Annotated in this window: 23 protein-coding genes; 14 read left to right on the top strand and 9 right to left on the bottom strand. The window is 70.0% G+C overall.

The window, feature by feature from the left end; all coding sequences use genetic code 11:
- Positions 1 to 3: 3 nt before the first annotated feature.
- From rqpS to J8I33_RS18000, 4 genes are all read left to right on the top strand, one after another.
- Positions 4 to 819 (top strand): quorum system sensor histidine kinase RqpS, encoded by an 816-nt coding sequence (rqpS, locus tag J8I33_RS18015; protein ID WP_050014235.1) that lies wholly within the window; start codon positions 4 to 6, stop codon positions 817 to 819.
- A gap of 7 nt (positions 820 to 826) precedes the next feature.
- Positions 827 to 1,483 (top strand): response regulator transcription factor RqpR, encoded by a 657-nt coding sequence (rqpR, locus tag J8I33_RS18010; RefSeq protein WP_124556266.1) that lies wholly within the window; start codon positions 827 to 829, stop codon positions 1,481 to 1,483.
- Positions 1,484 to 1,719: 236 nt separating this feature from the next.
- Entirely contained in the window at positions 1,720 to 3,126 is a 1,407-nt protein-coding gene (locus J8I33_RS18005) for an amino acid permease (protein ID WP_050014233.1), read from the top strand.
- Positions 3,127 to 3,379: 253 nt separating this feature from the next.
- Complete coding sequence (locus tag J8I33_RS18000; protein ID WP_050014232.1) at positions 3,380 to 4,405, top strand: XdhC family protein; 1,026 nt, start codon at positions 3,380 to 3,382, stop codon at positions 4,403 to 4,405.
- Positions 4,406 to 4,466: 61 nt separating this feature from the next.
- Here the strand turns inward: J8I33_RS18000 and J8I33_RS17995 are convergent, their stop codons facing one another.
- The 6 genes from J8I33_RS17995 to fliE form a co-directional block, all read right to left on the bottom strand.
- Complete coding sequence (locus tag J8I33_RS17995; RefSeq protein ID WP_050014231.1) at positions 4,467 to 5,201, bottom strand: PepSY-associated TM helix domain-containing protein; 735 nt, start codon at positions 5,199 to 5,201, stop codon at positions 4,467 to 4,469.
- A 269-nt stretch (positions 5,202 to 5,470) separates the two neighbouring features.
- Positions 5,471 to 5,788, bottom strand: a complete 318-nt coding sequence (locus J8I33_RS17990; RefSeq protein ID WP_050014230.1) for an EscU/YscU/HrcU family type III secretion system export apparatus switch protein — start codon at positions 5,786 to 5,788, stop codon at positions 5,471 to 5,473.
- A complete protein-coding gene (locus J8I33_RS17985; protein WP_209938432.1) occupies positions 5,785 to 7,143 on the bottom strand; it encodes a flagellar hook-length control protein FliK in 1,359 nt (452 codons plus the stop codon). The genes J8I33_RS17990 and J8I33_RS17985 overlap by 4 nt, the downstream gene beginning before the upstream one ends.
- Positions 7,144 to 7,276: 133 nt before the next feature.
- Positions 7,277 to 7,609, bottom strand: coding sequence for a flagellar protein FliT (locus J8I33_RS17980; RefSeq protein ID WP_050014227.1), 333 nt, complete (start codon positions 7,607 to 7,609; stop codon positions 7,277 to 7,279).
- Positions 7,606 to 8,040 (bottom strand): flagellar export chaperone FliS, encoded by a 435-nt coding sequence (gene fliS, locus J8I33_RS17975; protein WP_050014226.1) that lies wholly within the window; start codon positions 8,038 to 8,040, stop codon positions 7,606 to 7,608. The genes J8I33_RS17980 and fliS overlap by 4 nt, the downstream gene beginning before the upstream one ends.
- Positions 8,041 to 8,270: 230 nt before the next feature.
- Positions 8,271 to 8,615, bottom strand: a complete 345-nt coding sequence (gene fliE, locus J8I33_RS17970) for a flagellar hook-basal body complex protein FliE (protein ID WP_050014225.1) — start codon at positions 8,613 to 8,615, stop codon at positions 8,271 to 8,273.
- Positions 8,616 to 8,863: 248 nt separating this feature from the next.
- Between fliE and fliF the strand changes: the two genes are divergently transcribed.
- The 6 genes from fliF to J8I33_RS17940 are packed head-to-tail and all read left to right on the top strand — an operon-like array spanning position 8,864 to position 15,686.
- Positions 8,864 to 10,627: a flagellar basal-body MS-ring/collar protein FliF gene (fliF, locus tag J8I33_RS17965; protein WP_050014224.1), complete on the top strand. Its 1,764-nt coding sequence runs from the start codon at positions 8,864 to 8,866 to the stop codon at positions 10,625 to 10,627.
- Positions 10,617 to 11,612 (top strand): flagellar motor switch protein FliG, encoded by a 996-nt coding sequence (gene fliG, locus J8I33_RS17960; protein ID WP_050014223.1) that lies wholly within the window; start codon positions 10,617 to 10,619, stop codon positions 11,610 to 11,612. Before fliF ends, fliG begins: the two co-directional genes overlap by 11 nt.
- Complete coding sequence (gene fliH, locus J8I33_RS17955) at positions 11,605 to 12,288, top strand: flagellar assembly protein FliH (RefSeq protein ID WP_050014222.1); 684 nt, start codon at positions 11,605 to 11,607, stop codon at positions 12,286 to 12,288. Before fliG ends, fliH begins: the two co-directional genes overlap by 8 nt.
- Positions 12,282 to 13,820, top strand: a complete 1,539-nt coding sequence (gene fliI / locus J8I33_RS17950; protein WP_209938430.1) for a flagellar protein export ATPase FliI — start codon at positions 12,282 to 12,284, stop codon at positions 13,818 to 13,820. The genes fliH and fliI overlap by 7 nt, the downstream gene beginning before the upstream one ends.
- A gap of 5 nt (positions 13,821 to 13,825) precedes the next feature.
- Positions 13,826 to 14,284 (top strand): flagellar export protein FliJ, encoded by a 459-nt coding sequence (fliJ, locus tag J8I33_RS17945; RefSeq protein ID WP_050014220.1) that lies wholly within the window; start codon positions 13,826 to 13,828, stop codon positions 14,282 to 14,284.
- A 31-nt stretch (positions 14,285 to 14,315) separates the two neighbouring features.
- On the top strand, positions 14,316 to 15,686 hold the full coding sequence (locus J8I33_RS17940) for a flagellar hook-length control protein FliK (protein WP_209928151.1): 1,371 nt from the start codon (positions 14,316 to 14,318) through the stop codon (positions 15,684 to 15,686).
- A gap of 33 nt (positions 15,687 to 15,719) precedes the next feature.
- On the opposite strand, the gene J8I33_RS17935 is transcribed toward J8I33_RS17940, so the two are convergent.
- Entirely contained in the window at positions 15,720 to 17,360 is a 1,641-nt protein-coding gene (locus tag J8I33_RS17935) for a GMC family oxidoreductase N-terminal domain-containing protein (protein WP_209938428.1), read from the bottom strand.
- A gap of 503 nt (positions 17,361 to 17,863) precedes the next feature.
- On the opposite strand from J8I33_RS17935, the gene J8I33_RS17930 reads away from it, so the two are divergent.
- Both J8I33_RS17930 and J8I33_RS17925 read left to right on the top strand, forming a co-directional pair.
- Positions 17,864 to 18,370 carry a hypothetical protein gene (locus tag J8I33_RS17930; RefSeq protein ID WP_209928156.1) on the top strand — a complete coding sequence of 169 codons (507 nt, stop codon included), beginning with the start codon at positions 17,864 to 17,866 and terminating at the stop codon, positions 18,368 to 18,370.
- Entirely contained in the window at positions 18,367 to 19,809 is a 1,443-nt protein-coding gene (locus J8I33_RS17925; protein WP_124556259.1) for a coniferyl aldehyde dehydrogenase, read from the top strand. The genes J8I33_RS17930 and J8I33_RS17925 overlap by 4 nt, the downstream gene beginning before the upstream one ends.
- 77 nt (positions 19,810 to 19,886) lie before the next feature.
- Here the strand turns inward: J8I33_RS17925 and J8I33_RS17920 are convergent, their stop codons facing one another.
- The gene (locus J8I33_RS17920; RefSeq protein WP_124556258.1) at positions 19,887 to 20,909 is read right to left on the bottom strand and encodes a serine/threonine protein kinase; all 1,023 of its coding nucleotides are present in this window, start codon (positions 20,907 to 20,909) and stop codon (positions 19,887 to 19,889) included.
- A gap of 39 nt (positions 20,910 to 20,948) precedes the next feature.
- Positions 20,949 to 21,161 (bottom strand): hypothetical protein, encoded by a 213-nt coding sequence (locus J8I33_RS17915; protein WP_006477514.1) that lies wholly within the window; start codon positions 21,159 to 21,161, stop codon positions 20,949 to 20,951.
- Between the two features lie 806 nt (positions 21,162 to 21,967).
- Between J8I33_RS17915 and J8I33_RS17910 the strand changes: the two genes are divergently transcribed.
- A complete protein-coding gene (locus J8I33_RS17910) occupies positions 21,968 to 22,855 on the top strand; it encodes a DMT family transporter (protein ID WP_050017949.1) in 888 nt (295 codons plus the stop codon).
- 353 nt (positions 22,856 to 23,208) lie between these two features.
- A complete protein-coding gene (locus tag J8I33_RS17905; RefSeq protein WP_006482800.1) occupies positions 23,209 to 23,394 on the top strand; it encodes a hypothetical protein in 186 nt (61 codons plus the stop codon).
- Positions 23,395 to 23,406 lie beyond the last annotated feature (12 nt).

The following is a 23,406-nucleotide window of genomic DNA, read 5'->3' as shown; positions in this document are numbered from 1 at the left end:
GTCATGGATACGTCGCTTAACGCGCCCTCGGGCGCCCACGCCCCGTTCCCGTCGCGGCAGCGCATGCCTGGCCGCGCTGCTACTCCGTCGACGGCCGACGCCGCGTCGAAACGCGACGCGTCCGCCGCACGGATCGCGGCACTTTCCGCCCAGCTTCTCGCCGCCGACGAAGCGGCCCGCCGCCATCTGGCCGGCGAGCTGCACGACGGGCTCGGCGCCGAATTGACCGCCGCCCGCTTCGCGCTCGCAAACGTTCAAACGTGGCTGCCGGCCGATGCGCCGGAAGGCTGCTTGCGCGCGCTGGCGCTGGCGCAGCAGGCGCTCGACGCCGCGACCGACGCGAATCGCCGGCTCATCGACGAGCGCGACACGCCGGCGCTGGACGCCGGCATGGTCGGCGCGCTGGCGTCGTGGATCGACACCCATGCGGCCCGCACGGGTCTGCGCACGAGCTTCGTGTGCGCGGCCGACGCCCGCCTGACGCAGCTCGCCGGCGCAAGCGCGCTCGCGGTGTTCCGCGTCGCGCAGGAAGCGTTGTCGAACGTCGCGAAACATGCCCGCGCGACGTCGGTCGACGTCCGGATCGCCACCGACGGCACGCACCTGTCGCTCAGTGTCGCCGACGATGGGACCGGTTTCGCCCAGCGCCGCCGCAGCGGCTACGGCCTGGCCGGCATGCGCGCCCGGTGCGAGGCGTTCGGCGGCAGCTTCGAGGCGGCCACGCCGGCCACCGGCCGCGGCACGCGCGTCACCGCACGCTTCGCGTGGGATTCGCTGCTCGCGGTGCCGGTCGCGGCACGCCGCACGTCGCTTTCGTGAGGTCGCGATGAGCCTGAACATCCTGCTCGTGGACGATCACGCGATCGTCCGGCAAGGGATCCGCCAGTTGCTGATCGACCGCGGCATCGCGCGCGACGTGACCGAGGCCGAGACCGGCGGCGACGCGATGGCCGCCGTCGACAAGCAGGAATTCGACGTGATCCTGCTCGACATCTCGCTGCCCGACACGAACGGCATCGAGGTGCTCAAGCGCCTCAAGCGCAAGCTCACGCGTGCGCCGGTGCTGATGTTCTCGATGTACCGCGAGGATCAGTACGCGGTACGCGCGCTGAAGGCCGGCGCGGCCGGCTACCTGTCGAAGACGGTCAACGCCGCGCAGATGATCGGCGCGATCCAGCAGGTCGCGGCCGGCCGCAAGTACGTGAGCCCCGCGATGGCCGAGGCGCTCGCCGAATACGTGTCGTTCGAGAACGAACCGCTGCCGCACGAGAAGCTGTCCGATCGCGAATACCAGACGCTCTGCATGCTCGCGTCCGGCAAGCGGCTCACCGATATCGCGAACACGCTGTCGCTGTCGGTGAAGACGGTCAGCGTGTACCGGTCGCGGCTGCTCGAGAAGATGCGGCTGTCGAACAACGCGGAACTCACGTTCTACGTGATGAGCAATCGGCTCGTCGACATGGCGCCCACGGCCGGCGCCTGATCGCCCGGCCAGCCCCGCATTCGTCCGATCCGGCGACGCGGCGAACGCCGCGCCGCGCTCGATCGCGCCCGCTTCGCCTCCGTTTCACCCCGTGTCGCGCGCAAACGCTTGTTTTTTCGGACGATTCCGCGACACGCCGCTGCACCGCAACGGGGCTTGTACGCCAAATCGGCTAAAATTATGGGTTTTCACTCAGTCGGCGCGCCGTGCCTGCGCGTGCTGGCGATTCATCCGCAATGTCTCTCTTCCGCAAGAAAAACGTCGATCGCATGATCGCCGGCGCGCAAGCCGCCGGGCTCAAGAAAGCGCTCGGCGCGATCGACCTCACGTTCCTCGGCATCGGCGCGATCATCGGCACCGGTATTTTCGTGCTGACCGGCACCGGCGCCGTTCAGGCCGGCCCCGCCCTGATGCTGTCGTTCGTGATCGCCGCGATCGCGTGCGGCCTGGCCGCGTTGTCGTATGCGGAGTTCGCGTCGTCGATCCCCGTCGCCGGCTCGATCTACACGTATTCGTACGCGACGCTCGGCGAGCTCGTCGCGTGGATCATCGGCTGGGATCTGATGCTCGAGTACGGCCTCGCGTCGTCGGCCGTGTCGGTCGGCTGGTCGGGCTATCTGCAATCGCTGCTGCAGGGCTTCGGGCTGTCGCTGCCGACCGTGCTGACGGCCGCGCCCGGCGCGGTGCCCGGCGTCACCACGTGGTTCAACCTGCCCGCGTTCCTCGTGATGATCGTGATCACGACGCTGCTGTCGATCGGCATCCGCGAATCGACCCGCATCAACAACATCATGGTGTTCATCAAGGTGTCGGTCGTGCTGCTCGTGATCGCGGTCGGCCTGTTCCACGTGACGCCCGCGAACTGGAAGCCGTTCATGCCGCACGGCTGGAACGGCGTGTTCGGCGCGGCCGCCGTGATGTTCTTCGCGTTCATCGGCTTCGACGCGGTGTCGTCGGCGGCCGAGGAAGTGAAGAACCCGAAGCGCGATCTGCCGATCGGCATCATCGCGTCGCTCGCGGTGTGCGCGGTGCTGTACGTGACGGTCGCCGCGGTCGCGACCGGCATCGTGCCGTCGGCCCAGTACGCGAACATCTCGCACCCGATCTCGTATGCGCTGCAGGTCGCCGGCGAGAAGTGGGTCGCGGGCTTCATCGATCTCGGCGCGGTGCTCGGCATGCTGACCGTGATCCTCGTGATGAGCTACGGCCAGACGCGCGTGATCTTCGCGATGTCGCGCGACGGGCTGCTGCCGGCCGCGTTGTCGCGCGTGCATCCGCGTTTCGCGACGCCGTTCCTGACCACCTGGCTCGTCGGCCTGTTCTTCGGGCTGATCGCCGCGCTCGTGCCGCTCAACGTGCTCGCCGAGCTGATCAACATCGGCACGCTCGCGGCGTTCTCGATGGTGTCGATCGCCGTGCTCGTGCTGCGCCGCACGCACCCGGAGCTGCCGCGCGCGTTCCGCTGCCCGGGCGTGCCGGTGGTGCCGATCCTCGCGGTCGCGGCGTGCCTGTTCCTGATGCTGAACCTGCAGCCGGTCACGTGGGCCGCGTTCGGCATCTGGCTCGTGATCGGCCTCGTGATCTACTTCCTGTACTCGCGGCACCATTCGAAGCTCGCGCACGGTCACCCCGACGCGCACTGAGCGCCGTCATGGCGGCGCCTCCGCGGCGCGCCATGACGAACCCACGCGGGGCCCGTCGCGGCCCCGCACACCTTCTTTCCCCGAACCCTCCGCCAGCGCGCGATCACTGTCCGATCGTCGCGATCTCTTGCCCGATCGTCCGGATTTGCCGGCACGGCCCGCGCGCCGCCTGCACACGCGCGCCGGGCGGTTCATAATCGCGCCATCGAACGACGGCGCCGCGCGGCGGCCCGTCCGGCAACAGGAAAACACGATGGAAAGCGTCGATCTCGATGTACTGAAATCCAGCGCGCGCTGGCTCGAAGAAGGGCGCCGCGTGCTGCTCGTGACGGTCGTGAAGACATGGGGCTCGTCGCCGCGCCCCGAAGGCGCGATGCTCGCGGTGCGCGAGGACGGCCTGGTGGTCGGCTCCGTGTCCGGCGGATGCATCGAGGACGACCTGATCGCCCGCGTGCATGCGAGCGGCATCGCGGCCGATGCGCGCCCGGAAGCGCTCAAGTACGGCGTGACGGCCGAGGAAGCGCACCGCTTCGGGCTGCCGTGCGGCGGCACGATCCAGCTCGTGCTCGAACCGCTCACGCGCGACAGCGGGATCGCGGCGCTGTGCGCGGAAGTCGAGGCCGGCCGCCTTGTCACGCGCACGATGACGCTGGCGACCGGTCGCGCGTCGCTGTCGCCCGCGCAGGCGGCCGACGGGCTCGCGTTCGACGGCGAACGGCTCGTGACGATCCATGGGCCGCGCTACCGGATGCTCGTGATCGGCGCCGGCCAGTTGTCGCGCTATCTGTGCCAGATCGCGGTCGGGCTCGACTATCAGGTGACGGTCTGCGATCCGCGCGACGAATACACGGATGCGTGGGACGTGCCGGGCACGCGCGTCGTCCACACGATGCCCGACGATACGGTGCTCGACATGAAGCTCGATGCGCGTTCGGCCGTGATCGCGCTCACGCACGACCCGAAGCTCGACGATCTCGCGCTGATGGAGGCGCTGAAGACGCCCGCGTTCTACGTGGGCGCGCTCGGCTCGCGGCGCAACAACGCGGCGCGGCGGGAGCGGCTGCGCGAATTCGACCTGAGCGAAGGGGAACTGGCCCGGCTGCACGGGCCGGCCGGCATCTACATCGGCAGCCGGACGCCGCCGGAAATCGCGATCTCGATCCTCGCGGAAATCACCGCCGCGAAGAACAACGTGTCGCTGCCGACGATCCTGCAGGTCGAAGGCGCGAAGGCCGCGCGCGAAATCGCGGCGAACAGCGGCGCGGCCTGCGGGCTCTGACCCGCGGCGGCGGGCGGCCGCGCGTGCGCCGGGCGCTGGCCCCGGCCGGCGCGACCGTCGGTCAGGTCAGGCCGGCGGCCAGCGCGGCGGCGACCGAACCGACCACCAGCACGACGCCGACCGTGCGGCGCTTGTTCAGCTCGGTCCACAGCAGCACGCCCGTCAACGACAGCAGGATCAACGAGCCCGCGATCGTATCCATCAGCAGCACCCAGCCGAGATTCATCCCGACGCCGCGATGCAGGTTGTTCAGCGTCGTCAGGAACGTGTTGCCCGTGCGCTTCACCGACACGTAGCCGTTGCCCACCCAGTATTCGCCCTGCAGGTTCTGGTGCGGCCCGAACACGCCGAATTGCCAGTGCTCGGGCTGCATCACGCGCTTGTCGCCCCACGCGACGGCCTGCGCGGGCTCCTTGCGCATGCGGCCCGGCTTGCCGTCGAAATGCAGCTCCTGCTGGAGCCACTTCATCATCGCGGCGGGCGTCTTCGGCACCGGATCCGGCAGCGCGATCTGCATCTCCTCGACCTGCGGCTCGCCGGTCGAGATCTTCAGCGGCGGCGCGCGGTGGTTCAGCACCACGCCCGTCACGCCGAACAGCAGCCCGAGCACCGCGCCCCACAGCCCGACCCAGCCGTGCACCTTGCGCAGCCACTTGATGAAGGTCGCGCGGCGCGAGCGCCGGCGGCGCGCGGCCAGCTCGTCGTCGTTCAGCGGGCGGCCCGCCGGGTGCAGCACGGTGACGCCGGCGCGCGGCAGGCCCGTCTTGGGCGGGTCGATCGTTTCGGGCGCGTTCACGCGAAGGTATCCATTCGTTCAAAACGACGGGCGGCGCGCAGGGAATGCGCGCCGCCCGGGCAACATGAAAATGAGAATGGATATCATTACATAAATCGGAAGGCGGCTCAATCGGGTGCGCGTACGGAGCGGCAGGTTCAATGCGCGCGCGAATGCGCAAGAAGGCATGCGTCGCGACACGATGGCGATCGATAGACGCAAAATGTCGGCGGAACCATCCCGCTGACCACGGACTGCCATCCGCAAGAAGCCGCCCGACGGCAGGCCGTTCAGCGCAACGGCGGCAACGGAAAACGCGGCGCGACGCCATCCGGCGCAGGCTCGGTGCGATCGAGCGCGTACAGCCACGCGAGCAGGTCGGCGACCGCCTGATAGAGCTGCGGCGGAATCCGGTCGTCGAGATCGACCTGCATCAGCAGCGACACCATCTCCGGCGCCGTGTGCACGTACAGCCCCGCATCGTGCGCGCGCGCGACGATCATCTCGGCGAGCACGCCATAGCCCTTCGCGACCACGCGCGGCGCCGCATCGCCGCCTTTCGGGTCGTAGACGAGCGCGGCCGCGCGCTTGCGGGACGTCATGCTCATCGCAGCGCCTCGTCATCGTCGCCCGGCACCCGCGCATCGGGGCCGCCGGCCGCACCGCGCGCATACGCGGCGGCGGCGGCCTGGGCGGCGAACAGGTCGAAGCCGTCCGGCCCGTCGTCGACCGCGCGGATCGACAGCCCGCCCACCTTGAGCCCCGAGCCTTCGAGCCGCTGCCGCAGCGCGGCTTCGTGGCGCGTGAGACGGTCGGCGCCCGTCTGGTTCGCGCGCAGCCGGGCGACGAGCTGCGCGCCGTTCAGCACCAGTTCGGCATCGACCGTGCCGAGCGACGGCAGCGTCAACGTGAGGCGCGTGCGCCACGCGATGCCGTCGCCCGTGTCGTCGCCGCCGCCGCGCGGCGCGCGGTGGCCCGGCTCGTCGGGTTCGATCGTCCAGTCGAGCCGCGCACCGGGCCACGCCTCGCCGGTCCAGCGAAACTGGTCGGTCGCGAGCGCATCGAGCTGCTGCCGAACGAGCGGCACGGCGGCCGGATGCACGGTCGCGAGCGGCTGCGCCTGCGGATCGGACGATGCGGCGGCCAGCTCGGCGCGCGCGGGCGTCCAGCGCGTATCGGCGCGCGCAGCCAGCGGATCGGCGGTATCGGGCGGCAACGACGTGCCCGGCCGGGCTGCTGCCGGTGCGGCCTGCACGGGGTCGCGCGCCGATGCGCCGCCCTGGGCCGACGGTGGCGCGCTGGCCCGCGCGGCGGCCGGCAGCGGCGGGCGCTGCGCGAGCAGTTCGTCGAGCACGTCGGTCGAGTCGTGCGGGACGACTGTCGGGTCGGCCGGCGCGAGCGCGGTCGCGAGGCGTGCCTGCGGCTCGCGCATCAGCGCTGCGAGCGGACGCTGGCCGGCCAGCCACTGCGCGAGATGGGATTCGTAGAAGAGGCCGCTTTCGCTCACGGTCTGCGCCAACGCCGCACGCAACGCCGCGACCGGCGGCGGCGCGGCCGCTTCGCGCGTCGCCGCGGCGGACGACGCTTGAGCGGAAGCCGGCGTGGAAGCCCCGGTGGGTGCGGACGCAGCCGGCGCGGGCGTCGGCGCGGGCACCGGCGTATCGGTGAGCAGCACGGCCGGATCGGCGAGCAGCGGCAGCCGGCCGACGATCGCTGGCGTCGCATCGCCGCCCGAGCGCGAGATCGCGTCGAGCACGCGTCCGACATCGGACAGCGCGGTCTGCGTGGAAGCCGGCGGCGCGGCGGGCGGGCTGCCGGTCGGCGGCGGGGACGACGCGCCGGCGCCCGGCGTGCCGACCTGCGCGGTCGCGCCGCCGCCGGCGGACGCCGCGACGGTGCCGGTCAGCAGGCTGTCGAGGCGGCTCGCCAGCAGCGCGGCCGCAACGGAGTCGATACCGGTCATGATCGGGGCCTGCTCAGCTCAGCCAACGGGTTGCGAATCCGCGCGCGGCACGCCGGTGCCGCGCACGGGAACAGCGCGCGCCGCATGCGGCGCCGGGTCCGGGCGCCTCGCGCCGGTCGCCCGGCGCACGGCCCTACCCGCGCGCGCGATAAAGATCGGTCAATACCTGGGTCGAGCGCCGCGCCTCGAACAGCGCGGACAGCCGCGCGACGTCCGGGCTCGCGAGATCGCGGATCGCGGCGTCGTCGGCCAGGATGCGGCGGATCAGGTCGAGCTTGCGGCCGAGATCCGATTCGTCGAGCACGACGGCCGGATCGGCCTGCTTCAACCCGTCGACGAGTTGCATGAATTCGGCCTGCAACTCCGGCAACGCGTTCCAGTCGGCGCCGCGCGCGGCGCACAGCATCCGGCCCGACACGGCGGCGAGCGCCTCGTAACGCGCGAAGTATTCGGCCTTGTGATTCATCGTGATGCTTCCGCTACCTGTTGCGCGGCCATCCGCGCGACTTCCGGGGCGATGCCCGTCCATGCTTCCTCGAGCGTCGCGAGCAAGCCGTCGACCTCGATCAGCATCGCGTCGCTCGCCTGCGCGTTCGCTTCCAGCAGGCGCCGGCCGATATAGGTGTACAGCGCATTGAGCCGTTCGGCGATCTCGCCGCCCGCGTCGCGGTTCAGCGACGCCTGCAGGCCGCTCTCGACGATCCGGATCGCCTTGCCGATCGCTTCGCCGCGCCCGGCGACGTTGTCCTGCTGCAAATGCATGCGCGCCAGCGCGATCGCCTGCCGCGCGCCCTGGTACAGCATCGCGATCAGCCGGTGCGGGGAAGCGCCCATCACCCCGGTCTCGACGCCGACACGCGCGTACGCACTGGCTCCAGCGTGTCCTGGGGAAAACATGCACTTCTCCTTGTTATTTGCGTTGGCTGGTCGGGAGCCGCCGCCGTGCGTCGCACGGTGCGGCCTTCACCGCAGTTATCGGAAGGGATTTGAAAAGCTTTAGGTACGCGGGGGCCGCCGATGCCGGCTCGCCGGCCCCGTTCCGCAAGCCTGGAGCCGTTCCTGGATGCCCGCCGCCGGTTAGCCGTCCCCGAATGCCCGCCCGCGGATGCCCATCGCCTGATGGCCCCTCACACCGCCATCTGCATGATGTCGTTGTAAGCGCTCACTAGCTTGTTGCGGACCTGGAGCCCGAACTGGAAGCCGATGTTGGCTTTCTGCATGTCGACCATCACGTCGTTCAGCGAGATGTTCGGCGCGCCGACCTCGAACGCCTTCGCCTCGCCGAGCGCGTGCTGCTGGTCGCCGCTGATCTTGTCGAGCGACGCCTTCATCGCGCTCGCGAACGTGCCGGCCGTCGCCGCGCCCGAGCCGGCCAGCGCCGCCGTCGGGCTCGCGACGCCGCCGGACGCCTGCGCGGCCATCGACTGCATCTGTTGCAACACCGAACCGATTCCGCTGACGTTCGCAGTCATGCTGCCCCCAAACCTAGAGAAGAGACCCGGACGCACCGGGCGACCCGCCGGCGCCGCACCACGCGCACCATGCCGGATCGCGAAAAAGGATAGCAGCGCGGCGCGCGTCAAAGCCGCGAAAGTACGGGGGAAACCCCGCTCTTTTCGGTCGATCGGAGTGCGCCGCGGGTCACGATAATCGCATCGTGTCATTGTCCGCCCGCTCGTCCGAGCGAGCTCAGTCGTCCCGCTCCGGAGAAACTCGACGCATGGATTCGCAGGCTAACTCGCTGATCAACCCAGACGCCCGCGCGGGCCTCAGCCCGGCGCCAGGCGCCGCCGCGGCCGCCGCGTTGCCGGGCGCGGGCGGCGCAGGCGCGGACTTCGGGCTGGGCGGCTTCGCCGAACGCATCCCCGGCATCTCGCGGATGAAGGGCAACCCGAAGCTGCCGTTCGTGATCGCCGTCGCGTTCGCGATCGCCGCGATCACCGCGCTCGTGCTGTGGAGCCGCGCGCCCGACTACCGCGTGCTGTACAGCAACCTGTCGGACCGCGACGGCGGCGCGATCATCGCCGCGCTCCAGCAGGCAAACGTTCCCTACAAGTTCGCCGATGCCGGCGGCGCGATCCTCGTGCCGTCGGGCCAGGTGCACGAAACGCGCCTGAAGCTCGCCGCGATGGGGCTGCCGAAGGGCGGCTCGGTCGGCTTCGAGCTGATGGACAACCAGAAATTCGGCATCAGCCAGTTCGCCGAGCAGATCAACTACCAGCGCGCGCTCGAAGGCGAGCTGCAGCGCACCATCGAATCGATCAACGCCGTGCGCGGCGCGCGCGTGCACCTCGCGATCCCGAAGCCGTCGGTGTTCGTGCGCGACAAGGAAGCGCCGAGCGCGTCGGTGTTCGTCGACCTCTACCCGGGCCGCGTGCTCGACGAGGGCCAGGTGCAGGCGATCACGCGGATGGTGTCGTCCGGCGTGCCCGACATGCCGGCCAAGAACGTGACGATCGTCGACCAGGACGGCAACCTGCTGACCCAGACCGCGTCCGCGTCCGGCCTCGACGCGAGCCAGCTCAAGTACGTGCAGCAGGTCGAGCACAACACGCAGAAGCGCATCGACGCGATCCTCGCGCCGATCTTCGGCGCCGGCAACGCGCGCTCGCAGGTCAGCGCCGATCTCGATTTCTCGAAGATCGAGCAGACGTCGGAAAGCTACGGCCCGAACGGCAATCCGCAGCAATCCGCGATCCGCAGCCAGCAGACCAGCAGCGCGACCGAACTCGCGCAGGGCGGCGCGTCGGGCGTGCCGGGCGCGCTGTCGAACACGCCGCCGCAGCCGGCCTCCGCGCCGATCGTCGCGGGCAACGGCCAGAACGGGCCGCAGACCACGCCGGTCAGCGACCGCAAGGACCAGACGACCAACTACGAGCTCGACAAGACGATCCGCCATACCGAACAGCCGATGGGCAGCGTGAAGCGGCTGTCGGTCGCGGTCGTCGTCAACTACCAGCCGGTCGCCGACGCGAAGGGCCACGTGACGATGCAGCCGCTGCCGCCCGCGAAGCTCGCGCAGGTCGAACAGCTCGTGAAGGATGCGATGGGCTACGACGCGAAGCGCGGCGACTCGGTCAACGTCGTGAACAGCGCGTTCTCGACCGTGAGCGACCCGTACGCCGACCTGCCGTGGTGGCGCCAACCCGACGTGATCGCGATGGCGAAGGAAGCCGCGAAGTGGCTCGGCATCGCAGCGGCCGCAGCGGCGCTCTACTTCATGTTCGTGCGCCCGGCGATGCGCCGCGCGTTCCCGCCGCCCGAGCCGGCCGCGCCGGCGCTCGCCGCGCCGGAAGACACGGTCGCGCTCGACGGCCTGCCCGCGCTGGAGAAGCCAGCCGACGAAGCCGATCCGCTGCTGCTCGGCTTCGAAAACGAGAAGAACCGCTACGAACGCAACCTCGACTACGCGCGCACGATCGCCCGCCAGGATCCAAAGATCGTCGCCACCGTCGTGAAGAACTGGGTGTCCGATGAACGCTGAAGGCTTGACCAAGAGCGCGCTGCTGCTGATGTCGATCGGCGAGGAAGAGGCCGCGCAGGTATTCAAGTTCCTCGCGCCGCGCGAGGTCCAGAAGATCGGCGTGGCGATGGCCGCGCTGAAGAACGTCACGCGCGAGCAGGTCGAGGACGTGCTGCAGGAATTCGTGAAGGAAGCCGAGCAGCACACCGCGCTGTCGCTCGATTCCAACGAGTACATCCGCTCGGTGCTGACGAAGGCGCTCGGCGAGGACAAGGCCGGCGTGCTGATCGACCGCATCCTGCAGGGCAGCGACACGAGCGGCATCGAGGGCCTCAAATGGATGGATTCGGCCGCGGTGGCCGAACTGATCAAGAACGAGCATCCGCAGATCATCGCGACGATCCTCGTGCACCTCGACCGCGACCAGGCGTCCGAAATCGCATCGTGCTTCACCGAACGGCTGCGTAACGACGTGCTGCTGCGGATCGCGACGCTCGACGGCATCCAGCCGGCCGCGCTGCGCGAGCTCGACGACGTGCTGACGGGCCTGCTGTCCGGCAGCGACAACCTGAAGCGCAGCCCGATGGGCGGCATCCGCACCGCGGCCGAGATCCTGAACTTCATGACCAGCGTGCACGAGGAAGGCGTGCTCGAAAGCGTGCGCCAGTACGACGCCGATCTCGCGCAGAAGATCATCGACCAGATGTTCGTGTTCGAGAACCTGCTCGACCTCGAGGATCGCGCGATCCAGATGATCCTGAAGGAAGTCGAGTCGGAAACGCTGATCATCGCGTTGAAGGGCGCACCGCCCGCGCTGCGTCAGAAGTTCCTCGCGAACATGTCGCAGCGCGCGGCCGAACTGCTCGCCGAGGATCTCGACGCACGCGGCCCGGTACGCGTGTCCGACGTCGAGACGCAGCAGCGCCGCATCCTGCAGATCGTGCGCAACCTGGCCGAGAGCGGCGCGATCGCGATCGGCGGCAAGGCGGAAGACGCGTATGTCTGATTCGGCGAGCGATCGCGTGGGCACCCTCACCGCATACCAGCGGTGGGAGATGGCGTCGTTCGACCCGCCGCCGCCCCCGCCGCCGCCCGACGACGCGGCGGCCGCTGCGGCCGCGCTCGCCGAGGAATTGCAGCGCGTGCGCGACGCCGCGCACGCCGAAGGCCATGCGGCCGGCCACGTCGAAGGCCAGGCGCGCGGCTACCAGGCCGGTTTCGAGCAGGGCCGCGAACAGGGCTTCGAGGCCGGCCAGGCCGACGCACGCGAACAGGCCGCGCAGCTCGCGGCGCTCGCCGCGTCGTTCCGCGAAGCCGTGGCGACCGTCGAACACGATCTCGCGTCCGACCTCGCGCAGCTCGCGCTCGACATCGCGCAGCAGGTCGTGCGCCAGCACGTGAAGCACGACCCGGCCGCACTGGTCGCCGCCGTGCGCGACGTGCTCGCGGCCGAACCCGCGCTGTCCGGCGCGCCGCATCTCGCGGTCAATCCGGCCGACCTGCCCGTCGTCGAAGCGTATCTGCAGGACGATCTCGACACGCTCGGCTGGAACGTGCGCACCGACGCGTCGATCGAGCGCGGCGGCTGCCGCGCGCACGCCGCGACCGGGGAGGTCGACGCGACGCTGCCCACGCGCTGGCAGCGCGTCGCCGCCGCGATCGGCAAGGTAAGCACGTGGTGACGCGCTCGCCCGACGCGCTCGCGCACGACGGCATGACGCCGCTCGAACGCGAGCTCGCGCTCGCGTCGTTCGGGCCGGCGGCCGCGCACGATGCCACGCCGCACCCCGCGTCCGCGTCCGCGGCCGCCGCCGCCGCCCCGCGCGCGCCGCACAACCCGCATCTCGCGCACTGGCGCACGCACCTGAACGGGCTCGCCGCGCGCAGCCACCACGCGCTGCCGCTGCGCCCGTGCGGGCGCCTCACGCGCGCGGCCGGCCTCGTGCTCGAGGCGATCGGGCTGCGCCTGTCGGTCGGCGCAGAATGCACGATCGAACTGCCGCCCGGCAGCACGCTGCCGCATGCGGAAGCGGAAGTCGTCGGCTTCGCCGGCGACCGCCTGTTCCTGATGCCGACCACCGACGTCGCAGGCGTCTTGCCCGGCGCACGCGTGTGGCCGCGCGAAAGCGCGCCCGTCACCGATCCGCTCGCGGGCGCGAAGCGGCTGCCGGTCGGCTGGGAGATGCTCGGGCGCGTCGTCGACGCGTCGGGCCGCCCGCTCGACGGCCTCGGCCCGCTCGCGTCGAAAGTCGATGCGCCGCTGTCGGCGCCGTCGATCAACCCGCTCGATCGCGAACCGATCCACCACGTGCTCGACGTCGGCGTGCGCGCGATCAACGCGCTGCTCACCGTCGGCCGCGGCCAGCGGATGGGCCTGTTCGCGGGCTCCGGCGTCGGCAAGTCGGTGCTGCTCGGCACGATGGCGCGCTACACGAGCGCGGAAGTGATCGTGATCGGGCTGATCGGCGAACGCGGCCGCGAAGTGAAGGAATTCATCGAACAGATCCTCGGCGAGGACGGGCTCGCGCGCTCGGTCGTCGTCGCGGCGCCGGCCGACGTGTCGCCGCTGCTGCGGATGCAGGGCGCCGCGTACGCGACGTCGCTCGCCGAGTATTTCCGCGACCAGGGCAAGCACGTGCTGCTGCTGATGGATTCGCTGACGCGCTACGCGATGGCGCAGCGCGAGATCGCGCTGGCGATCGGCGAGCCGCCCGCGACCAAGGGGTATCCGCCGTCGGTGTTCGCGAAGCTGCCCGCGCTCGTCGAGCGCACCGGCAACGGGCCCGAAGGCGGCGGCTCGATCACCGCGTTCTACACGGTGCTGACCGAAGGCGACGACCAGCAGGACCCGATCGCCGATTCGGCGCGCGCGATCCTCGACGGCCACATCGTGCTGTCGCGCGCGCTCGCCGAGGCCGGCCACTATCCCGCGATCGACATCGAAGCGTCGATCAGCCGCGCGATGACCGCGCTGATCGACGAAACGCATCTCGACCACGTGCGGCAGTTCAAGCAGATGCTGTCGCGCTACCAGCGCAACCGCGACCTGATCGCGGTCGGCGCGTACGCCCCCGGCCGCGACGCGCAGCTCGACCGCGCGATCGCGCTCTACCCGCGCATCGAGGCGTTCCTGCAGCAAGGCTTTCGCGAATGCGCGCCGTTCGCATCGAGCCTCACTGCGCTCGATGCGCTGTTCGACGCTTACGGAGGCTGATCCCGATGGCCCACGGCTTTCCCCTTCAGTTGCTGCTCGACCGTGCGCAGGACGACCTCGACTCGGCCGCAAAGCAGCTCGGCACCGCGCAGCGCGACCGCACCGCGGCGGCCGAACAGCTCGACGCGCTGCTGCGCTATCGCGACGAATATCACGCGCGCTTCGCGCAATCCGCGCAAAGCGGGATGCCGGCCGGCAACTGGCGCAATTTCCAGGCGTTCATCGACACGCTCGATGCCGCGATCGCGCAGCAGCGCAGCGTGCTCGCCGCGGCCGACGTCCGCATCGACGAGGCGCGCCCGAACTGGCAGCAGAAGAAACGTACCGTCGGCTCGTATGAAATCCTGCAGGCGCGCGGCGTCGCGCAGGAAGCACAGCGCGACGCCCGGCGCGAACAGCGCGACGCCGACGAACACGCCGCGAAGATCCTGCGCATGCGGGCCGACGCGGCCCGTTCGTCGTAACCGACCACCGCATTCGAACGAGAGAACCGTCATGCCTCCCCTGCCCCTGCTCGGCGCGCTGCTCGACACCGCCGGCGCCGCACTCAAGGCCGCCCGCGGCTCGGGTTCGTCCGCCGCCAACGATGCGTCGGCCGCCACGAGCGCCGCGCCGTTCGCGCAGACGCTCAAGCAAAGCGTCGCCACGCGCGGCGATACGGCCAACGCCGGCACGCCGGACGCGTCGACCCAACAGGCTGCGTCGAAGCCGGCCGCCGGCGCGAAACCGTCCGGCACGGATGACGACAAGGCGACCGACGACACGACCGCGAACGCCGCCGTCAACCCCGACGCCGCCGCGCTTGCGGCCGCCGCGGCCGTGCAGGCGCAATTGCAGGCGCGCCCGGACACCGCGACGCCGGCCGACGCGGCGACCGCCGCGGCCGTTGCCGCCGCGGCCACGACGCAAAAGACGGCCGTGTCCGGCCAGCCGGACGCCGCGGCGACGCTCGCCGATCATGCAGCCCAGGACGCGGCCGCCCAACCGACCGACCCGGCATCGAGCCGCGACGCGCTGCAAGCGGCGCTCGCCAAGCTGACGGGCGGCGCGGGCGCGATCGCGATGCCGGCGACCGGCGCGACCGCCGCCGCCACGCCGACGACGCCGGCCGCAACCGCATCGAACGCCGCCGCACCGCTGACGCCGAAAGTGCCGACCTTCGACCGCACGCTCGCCGACGCGAAAGGCGCGCTCGCCACGCAACCGACGCCGACCCAGATCACCGCGCAGACACTGCAGGCCGACGCGAACGCGCAGTCCGGCGTCCAGCACGCGCTCGCGGCGGCCAGCAACGCGACGGACCCGGCCGCCAGCGCGACGCTCGCGGCCGGCGCAACGGCTGCCGCCGCCGCGCAGGCGAACCTGCAACTGTCGCCGGCAGCCGGCGCGATCGCCGCCGCCAACGCGCACGTGCTCGCGCCGCACGTCGGCACGGCCGACTGGACGGATGCGCTGAGCCAGAAGGTGGTGTTCCTGTCGAATGCGCACCAGCAGAGCGCCGAGCTGACGCTCAACCCGCCCGATCTCGGGCCGCTGCAGGTCGTGCTGCGCGTCGCGGACAACCATGCGCACGCACTGTTCGTGTCGCAGCACGCGCAGGTGCGCGACGCGGTCGAAGCCGCGCTGCCGAAGCTGCGCGAAGCGATGGAAGCGGGCGGGCTCGGGCTCGGCAGCGCGACCGTCAGCGACGGCGGCTTCGCTTCGCAGCAACAGCAGCAAAACCCGCAGCAGACCTTCGCCGGCGGCCAGTCGCCGCGACGCGGGAACGGCGGACCATCAGCCGTCGATGCACCCGTCGACGCCGCGCAATCCGCACCGGTCGCCGCGCGCGCGAGCCGCGCCGGCCTCGTCGATACGTTTGCCTGAGCATGGGCTGCTGCTGCCGTGCGCGCGCCGCGTTCAGCGGCCGTGCACCGCGGCAGCCGCCTCGCCGCGCGGGACGCCGCCCTTGCGCGCGGCGACGATGAAGTCCGCCGCGCGTTCGCCGATCATCACCGACGGCGCATTCGTGTTCCCGCCGACCAGCGTCGGCATCACCGACGCATCCACCACCCGCAGCCCGTCGACGCCGCGCACGCGCAGTTGCGGATCGACGACCGCGCGCACATCCGAGCCCATCCGGCAGGTGCCGACCGGGTGATAGATCGTGTCCGCATGCGCGACGATCGTCGCGCGCAGCTCCGCTTCGCTCTGGTCCGGCCGCGTGTACAGCTCGCGCCCGCCGTGCGACGCGAGCGGCGCCTGCGACAGGATGCGGCGCATCGCGTGCGTACCGCGCACCAGCAGGTCGAGGTCGCGTGAATCGCTGAAGAAGCGCGGATCGATCAGCGGCGCGTCGCGCGCATCGCCGCTCGCGAGCGCGACCATGCCGCGGCTGAACGGCCGCAGCGCGCACACGTGCAGCGAATAGCCGAAACCCCAGTGCATCTTGCGGTTGTGATCGTCGACGAGCGCCGTGCAGAAATGCAGTTGCAGGTCGGGCCGCGCGAGCGACGGATCGCTCTTGATGAAGCCGCCGGCCTCCGCGACGTTGCTCGTCATCATCCCCGTGCGGCTCGAGAAATAGCGCACGAGCGCGGGCGTCATCTTCGCGATCCCGCGCACGCACACGCCGACCAGTTCCGACGAATTCACGCGGGTGTTGATGATGAAGTCGATGTGGTCGATCAGGTTCGCGCCGACGTCCGGCGCATCCTGCACGACCGCGATCCCGTGCCGGCGCAACTGATCGGCCGGGCCGATCCCCGAACACATCAGCAGTTGCGGCGAATTGAACGCGCCGGCCGACAGGACCACTTCCGCGCGCGCGCCGAGCGTCTCGACCCGCCCGTTGCGCGACACGACGACGCCGACCGCGCGCTTGCCGTCGAAGCCGACGCGCAGCACCGTCGCATCGGGGACCACGTGCAGGTTCGGCCGGTTGCGGCCGTAAATGTACGCACGCGCCACGCTGCAGCGCGAGCCGTCGCGATGCGTGACCTGATAGAAGCCGACGCCTTCCTGCGTCGCCCCGTTGAAGTCGTCGTTCAGCGGATAGCCGGCCGCGTGCGCGGCCTGGATGAATCGTTCGGAGAACGGATTGCGAAAGCGCAGATCCGATACCGACAGCGGCCCGTCCGCGCCGTGCCATGCGTCCGCGCCGCGTTCGTTGCCTTCCGCGCGGCGGAAATACGGCAGCACGTCCTGCCAACCCCAGCCCGTCGCGCCGAGCTGCGCCCACTCGTCGTAGTCGGTCGGGTGGCCGCGCGTGTAGATCATCGCGTTGATCGCGCTCGAGCCACCCATCCCGCGCCCGCGCGGCTGATAACCGCGCCGCCCGCCGAGGCCCGGCTGCGGCACCGTCTCGTAGCCGTAGTTGGTGCCGAGCTTGAACGGCACCAGCGCCGCGATGCCGACCGGCATGTTGACGAGCAGGTTGCGCTCCGTATGCGAGCCGGCCTCGATCAGCGCGATCGTCGCATCGGGGCAGGCATCGGCGAGACGGCCGGCGAGGCTCGAGCCGCCCGAGCCGCCGCCGACGATGATGTAGTCGTATTGCATGTCACGTCTCCGTCGTGTCATGGAAGGCGCCCGGCACCGCCGCGCGACCGCGTCTCCTCTGGAGGGTCTGTTTGCAGATGGAACACGCATGCGAATGCCCGAAATCGCCCGTAGGGCAAGGAGCGAGGAGCGCCGTTTGGCCGAGCCAAACAAGCGACGAGCGACGCCGCCATACGGGCGATTTCGGGCATTCCCGTTACATGATTTTTTAATTTGGGGTTGCCATGAGAACGGCCGCTCGCCGCGTTGCACTCCTTGCGAATACGTCAGTATTCGCGGCGTCGCGCGCCTCGCGAGCGGCCGTTCTCATGGCAACGCATGCGTGTTCCATCTGCAAACAGACCCTCGGGGCATTGTAGGAATGGCCGTCCCGTGCGCGGCGCGCCGATTCAAGAGCGATTCCTCTAAACGCCCGCGTGAACTAAATTTAAGATGTATCGAGTCGCGTCGCGCGATGCACCGGCCACGAGAAGCCGATTCGTCGCGAAACGGGAGGAACGACGATGCAGCGCCAACGCCTGCCGGCCGCGTGCCGACCGGGTGATCCGGCGGTCACGCGCGCGGTCCGCATTTCATTTCAAACGACGGCCCGCGCGACGATGCACGGCGCCATGCGCGCGGTCGGTGGAAATCGAACGGCACGTGTCGTCGCCGACCGTTTGGACGGTGTGTCGCCGCCGCCGAACGATCCGCGGCGAGCCACCGCCGCGGATCTGTCGCGCTGCGCCGCCGCGGTACACCGGCAGACGATCGCGAGACGGCATCGCGTGCCCGCGCGTCACCGTATCGGCTCGTATGCGCATGCCGTGCGGCACGACGTTCGGACGCGGACACCGTCGCGCGGATACGACGCTTGCCGCGTACTGAAACCGGTTTTCGAGCACCCGTCGCATCCGGCCCCGCGCCGGGCGACACGCATCACCCGATCCGCGTCGCCGCGCTCGCCGAGCGTGCGCGTGCGGCGTGACGGCCGGCCGATCAGCCAGGCCCAACTGGAGGAGACGACATGAAGAACGACCTGCCCGAACTGGCCCCGCAAGCACTGCCGTCGGTCGATGCGCTGACGTCGCTGCTGCACGACCAGCGCGCGGCGTACCTGCGCGCACCGTACCCGGCATGGGACACGCGCGCGCAGCACCTGCGCGCGCTGCGCACGATGCTGATCGATCACGCGGATGCGCTCGCCGACGCAATCAGCGCCGATTTCGGCCATCGCGCGAAGCAGGAAGTGCTGCTGTCGGAAATCTGGATGGCGAAGGAAGAGATCGACGATGCGCTGAAGCACGGCAAGCGCTGGATGAAGCCGATCCGCAAGCCGATGAACAAGTGGCTGCGCCCGGCGCGCGCGAAGGTGATTCCGCAACCGCTCGGCGTGGTCGGCATCGTCGTGCCGTGGAACTACCCGGTACTGCTCGCCGTGGGCCCGCTGATCTGCGCGCTCGCCGCCGGCAACCGCGCGATCATCAAGATGTCCGAACTGACGCCGCGCACGTCGGCGCTGTTCGAGCAACTGATCGGCAAGACCTTCACGCGCGACCACGTCGCGGTCGTGAACGGCGACGCGGAAGTCGGCGCCGCGTTCAGCGCACTGCCGTTCGACCATCTGCTGTTCACCGGCTCGACGCAGGTCGGCCGCCACGTGATGCGCGCGGCCGCCGACAACCTCACGCCCGTCACGCTGGAACTCGGCGGCAAGTCGCCGGCGATCGTCGGCCCGAATGCGCGCTTCGACGCGGCCGTCGACGCGATCGTCGCCGGCAAGACGCTGAACGCCGGCCAGACCTGCATCGCGCCCGACTACGTGCTGCTGCCGCGCGGCATGGAAGGCGCGTTCATCGAACGCGCGCGGGCCCGCTTCGCGAAGCTGTATCCGGACCTGTCGACCAACGGCGACTACACGACGATCGTGTCGCCGCGTCACTACGCACGTCTGCAGCAACTGGCAAGCGATGCGCAGGCCGCCGGCGCGCAGCTGCATCCGCTGTCCGACGCGCAGTCCGATCCGGTGTCGCGCCGCTTCGTGCCGTGCGCGGTCACGCAGGTGCCGGCCGCGTCGCCACTGATGCAGGAGGAAATCTTCGGGCCGCTGCTGCCGCTCGTGCCGTACGAACGGCTCGACGAAGCGATCGCGTACGTCAATGCGCGCCCGCGTCCGCTCGCGCTATACCTGTTCGACGAGGATGGCGGCACGATCGACCGCGTGATGCGCGAAACGGTCTCGGGCGGCGTGTCGATCAACGAAACGCTGATGCACATCGCGTGCGGCAGCTTGCCGTTCGGCGGCGTCGGCGCGAGCGGCATGGGCGCGTATCACGGCTACGACGGCTTCGTGACGTTCTCGAAGATGAAGCCGGTGCTCACGCAGGCGCGGCTGAACGCGCGCAACCTGCTCGCACCGCCGTACGGCAAGCGCTTCGCCGCGCTGATCAAGCTGATGCTGAAGTTCTGAGAGGGCGGGCCGCGTCGCGCCGCGGCCCCGGCGAAGCTGCCGCGCGGCATGGATGCCGCGCATGCAGCCGCCACACGTCACACGGGCCAGAGCGGCCCTTCCTGCATCGCGCCGATCTGCTCGCGCAGTTCGAGCACGCGCGCTTCCCAGTAACGATGCGTGTTGAACCACGGGAAGGCGGCCGGAAACGCGGGATCGTCCCAGCGCCGCGCGAGCCACGCCGCATAGTGGATCAGCCGCAGCGTGCGCAGCGCTTCGACCAGATGCAGCTCGCGCGGCTCGAATTCGCAGAAATCCTCGTAGCCGGCGAGCAGGTCGGCCAGCGCGCGCGATGCGCCTTCGCGATCGCCCGGCAGCAGCAGCCACAGATCCTGCACGGCCGGCGCCATCCGGCTGTCGTCGAAGTCGACGAAATGCGGGCCGGCATCGGTCCACAGTACGTTGCTCGGATGACAGTCGCCGTGCGTGCGCAGCAGGCGGATCTCTCCGGCGCGCTCGAACGCGGCCTCGACGCCTTCGAGCGCGAGCTTGACCGCGGTCTCGTACGCCGGTCTTACGTCATCCGGAATGAAATCGTGCGCGAGCAGGTAGTCGCGCGGCTCGTAGCCGAACGTGGCGATGTCGAGCACGGGACGCGCGACATACGGCTGCGTCGCGCCGACCGCATGAATGCGGCCGATGAAGCGGCCGAGCCATTCGAGCGTGTCGCTGCGGTCGAGATCGGGTGCGCGGCCGCCGCGCCGCTCGAAGATCGAGAATCGGAAGCCGTCGAACGCGTGCAGCGTGCGGCCGTCGAAGGCACGCGCGGGCACCGCCGGAATCTCGCGCGCGGCGAGTTCGGCGACGAACGCATGCTCTTCGAGGATCGCGTCGTCGGACCAGCGCGCCGGGCGATAGAACTTCGCGACGACCGGCGGGCCGTCTTCGATGCCGACCTGGTAGACGCGGTTTTCGTAGCTGTTGAGGGCGAGCAGGCGCCCGTCGGTGCGCAGGCCGGCCGGCATCAGCACGCTGTCGAGCGCGTCGAGCACGCACTCGGGCGTGAGGCCGGCGAACGGCGGGCTGGCGGAGGAAGCGGGAGCGGAAGTGGCGTCTGTCATGCCCCGCATTGTGCAGCCAGCCGGACCGAAAGACGAGCCTTAGTGAAGCGCCGCGCCGGCCGGCAGAACGGATTCGCCGGTGTCGATCAGGTCCTCGAGAAAGAAAGGCTCGGTGTTGAGTTCTTTCGACTCACCCGGCACGCCCGCGTACCAGGTCACCATGGCCATGTCGCCCAGGATGCGCTGGACGATGCCGCGCGCGCCCTTCGGCACCGCGATATGGGTAGTGCAGACGATCGACCCGATATGCATGATGGTTCCCCACTCTTGAATCTTGAAACCCGGCCCGCTGGCGAGCCGGCAAATGCACGATCCGCGCCGCTCTCGGCGGAGCGTTGCGCGTGATCCCATTGTTCACGGTTTATCGAAGCGCGAAAAGAAGAAGAAGCAGGCGAAGTGCCGCGAATTCGTCGAATGTCTCCAATCAACCACTGCGTCGGGCACGTACTTGCCCGCCCGGTTACCCCCATCATACCCTGTCGAATGTGACTGCCCACCGAAACCGCCCGGCGCCGCCGCGCGCACATGTTGACGCAACGCGCGTGCCGCTTCGCTTCGCCGCTGCGGAATCATCGGAACACTTCGCGCGGCCGACCGGAATCACGTCGCGCGCATCGCATGCCGATCGCTATCCACCGTTCGTCGAACGCTTGCGCGCGCACCGGCATCGGCCTGCATCGGCGCGACATGTCGCTCGCGATATGCAGCCGCCGACAGCAGTTGCGTTCGATGGCTGCCTTGCGGTACCTTAACCTTTCATTCGCGTTCAACCGCACTCCGACACGATGCATCCGCTCACGTCCGCCCTCGCAAAATCCCGGCCGCAGTTCGACTCGCGGCCGCGGGCGTGCGCGCATCCGTCGGTCCTTCCTCCCCCTGTCGCACCGCCGCTCGTCTGCGCCGCGCCGCCCCCTTCGGCGGCACGCGCCGGCTGACTCGCCGGCATCCGTTTTCGTCTTCCATTCGCCCCGTTGGTCACAGGTACGTGCGTCATGACGCACGACGTGTTGCCGCGCGCGCGAATGGAACGTTTCGATCCGTTCGACAGGTGGATTCACATGGTTTCGTTCAAACGCGCGCTCGCCGCGCATGGCGCGACGTCGCTCTTCGTACTGCTGTGGAGCAGCGGCGCGATCTTCGCCGAACTCGGTCTGCGTCACGCGTCCGCGTTCGCCTTTCTCACCGCCCGCTTCGCGCTCGCATCGCTCGTGCTGCTCGCGCTGGCGTTCATGCGCAAACGCTGGCTGCCGCCGCGCGGCGAGCGGCGCATGGCCGCGCTGACCGGCTTGCTGATGATGGGCGGCTATTCGATCTTCTACCTGCTCGCGCTCGAGCGCGGCATCGCGCCCGGCGTGCTCGCGACGATCCTCGGCGTGCAGCCGATCCTCACGCTCGCGATCGTCGAGCGTCGCTGGCAACCGGTGCGCATCGCGGGACTCGCGCTATCGCTCGCCGGCCTCGCGCTCGTCGTCGGCCGCGGCGTGAGCGGCGGGACGGGCGGCCTGTCGGCTGCCGGCGTCGCGTGCGCGCTCACGGCGCTCGTCGCGCTGACCGTCGGCTCGCTGCTGCAAAAGCGCGTCCGCGCGGCGCCCGCCGACGTGCTGCCGCTGCAGAATGCGATCGGCCTCGCGCTGTGCGTCGCGATCGTGCCGTTCCGGCCGGTGTCGTTCGATATGAGCTGGGCGTTCGTCGTGCCGCTGCTGTGGCTCGGCATCGTGATCTCGGTGATCGCGCAACTGCTGTTCTACCGGTTGATGCAGCGCGGCGATCTCGTCAACGTGACGAGCCTGTTCTATCTCGTGCCCGTCGTCACCACGCTGATGGACGCCGTGTGGCTCGGCAACCGGCCCGAGCCGCTCGCGCTCGCCGGCATGGGCGCGATCATCGCGGGGCTCGCGCTCGTGTTTCGCGCGCCGGCCGGCCGCCCGCAACCCGACCGCGCGTGAGCGGGCGGGCCGCCGCGCCCGCGGGTGCGGCGGCCCGCATCGGACACATACGACGATTCCGCGAAAATCGAAAGGAACGGGAAAGATACGCGCAAGGCGTTCGTCTTGTTTGCGCGAAAACCGCGGGATTCCCGAGGCTTTCCGCTGATTTTTAATGGTTCGGATAGCGAAAAACGCCGCCGGTTGCCTATACTCGAATTGACCGGCCCGCGTACGACGGGCCGGACCCACTAGAAACACCCGGCATGGGACCGGGGTGAGCGCACGCGTGCCGTTTCGGGCCGATATCCCGCAGGGATGGAGCCGCCAGGCAAGCACTGAAGCGCCCACTTCGGCCGACACTGGAGACACGCATGACGACCTATTTCACGATCGGCGACTTCATTCTGTTGATTCCGATGGCGCTGGCCGGAGCGCTATTTCTCGGCGCGGTGCCATGCGCCACACAATTCCGTCACAACCTGCTGCGCGTGCTCGGCGTCATTCTCGGCGTCGGCGTCGCTGTGTTGCTCGTTGAAGGCCTGCCTGCGCTGATCTAGCGCCATCGGCGC

Source organism: Burkholderia sp. AcTa6-5, from assembly GCF_017815075.1.
Classification (GTDB): domain Bacteria; phylum Pseudomonadota; class Gammaproteobacteria; order Burkholderiales; family Burkholderiaceae; genus Burkholderia; species Burkholderia sola.
This window is presented reverse-complemented; position numbering and strand designations above follow the sequence as displayed.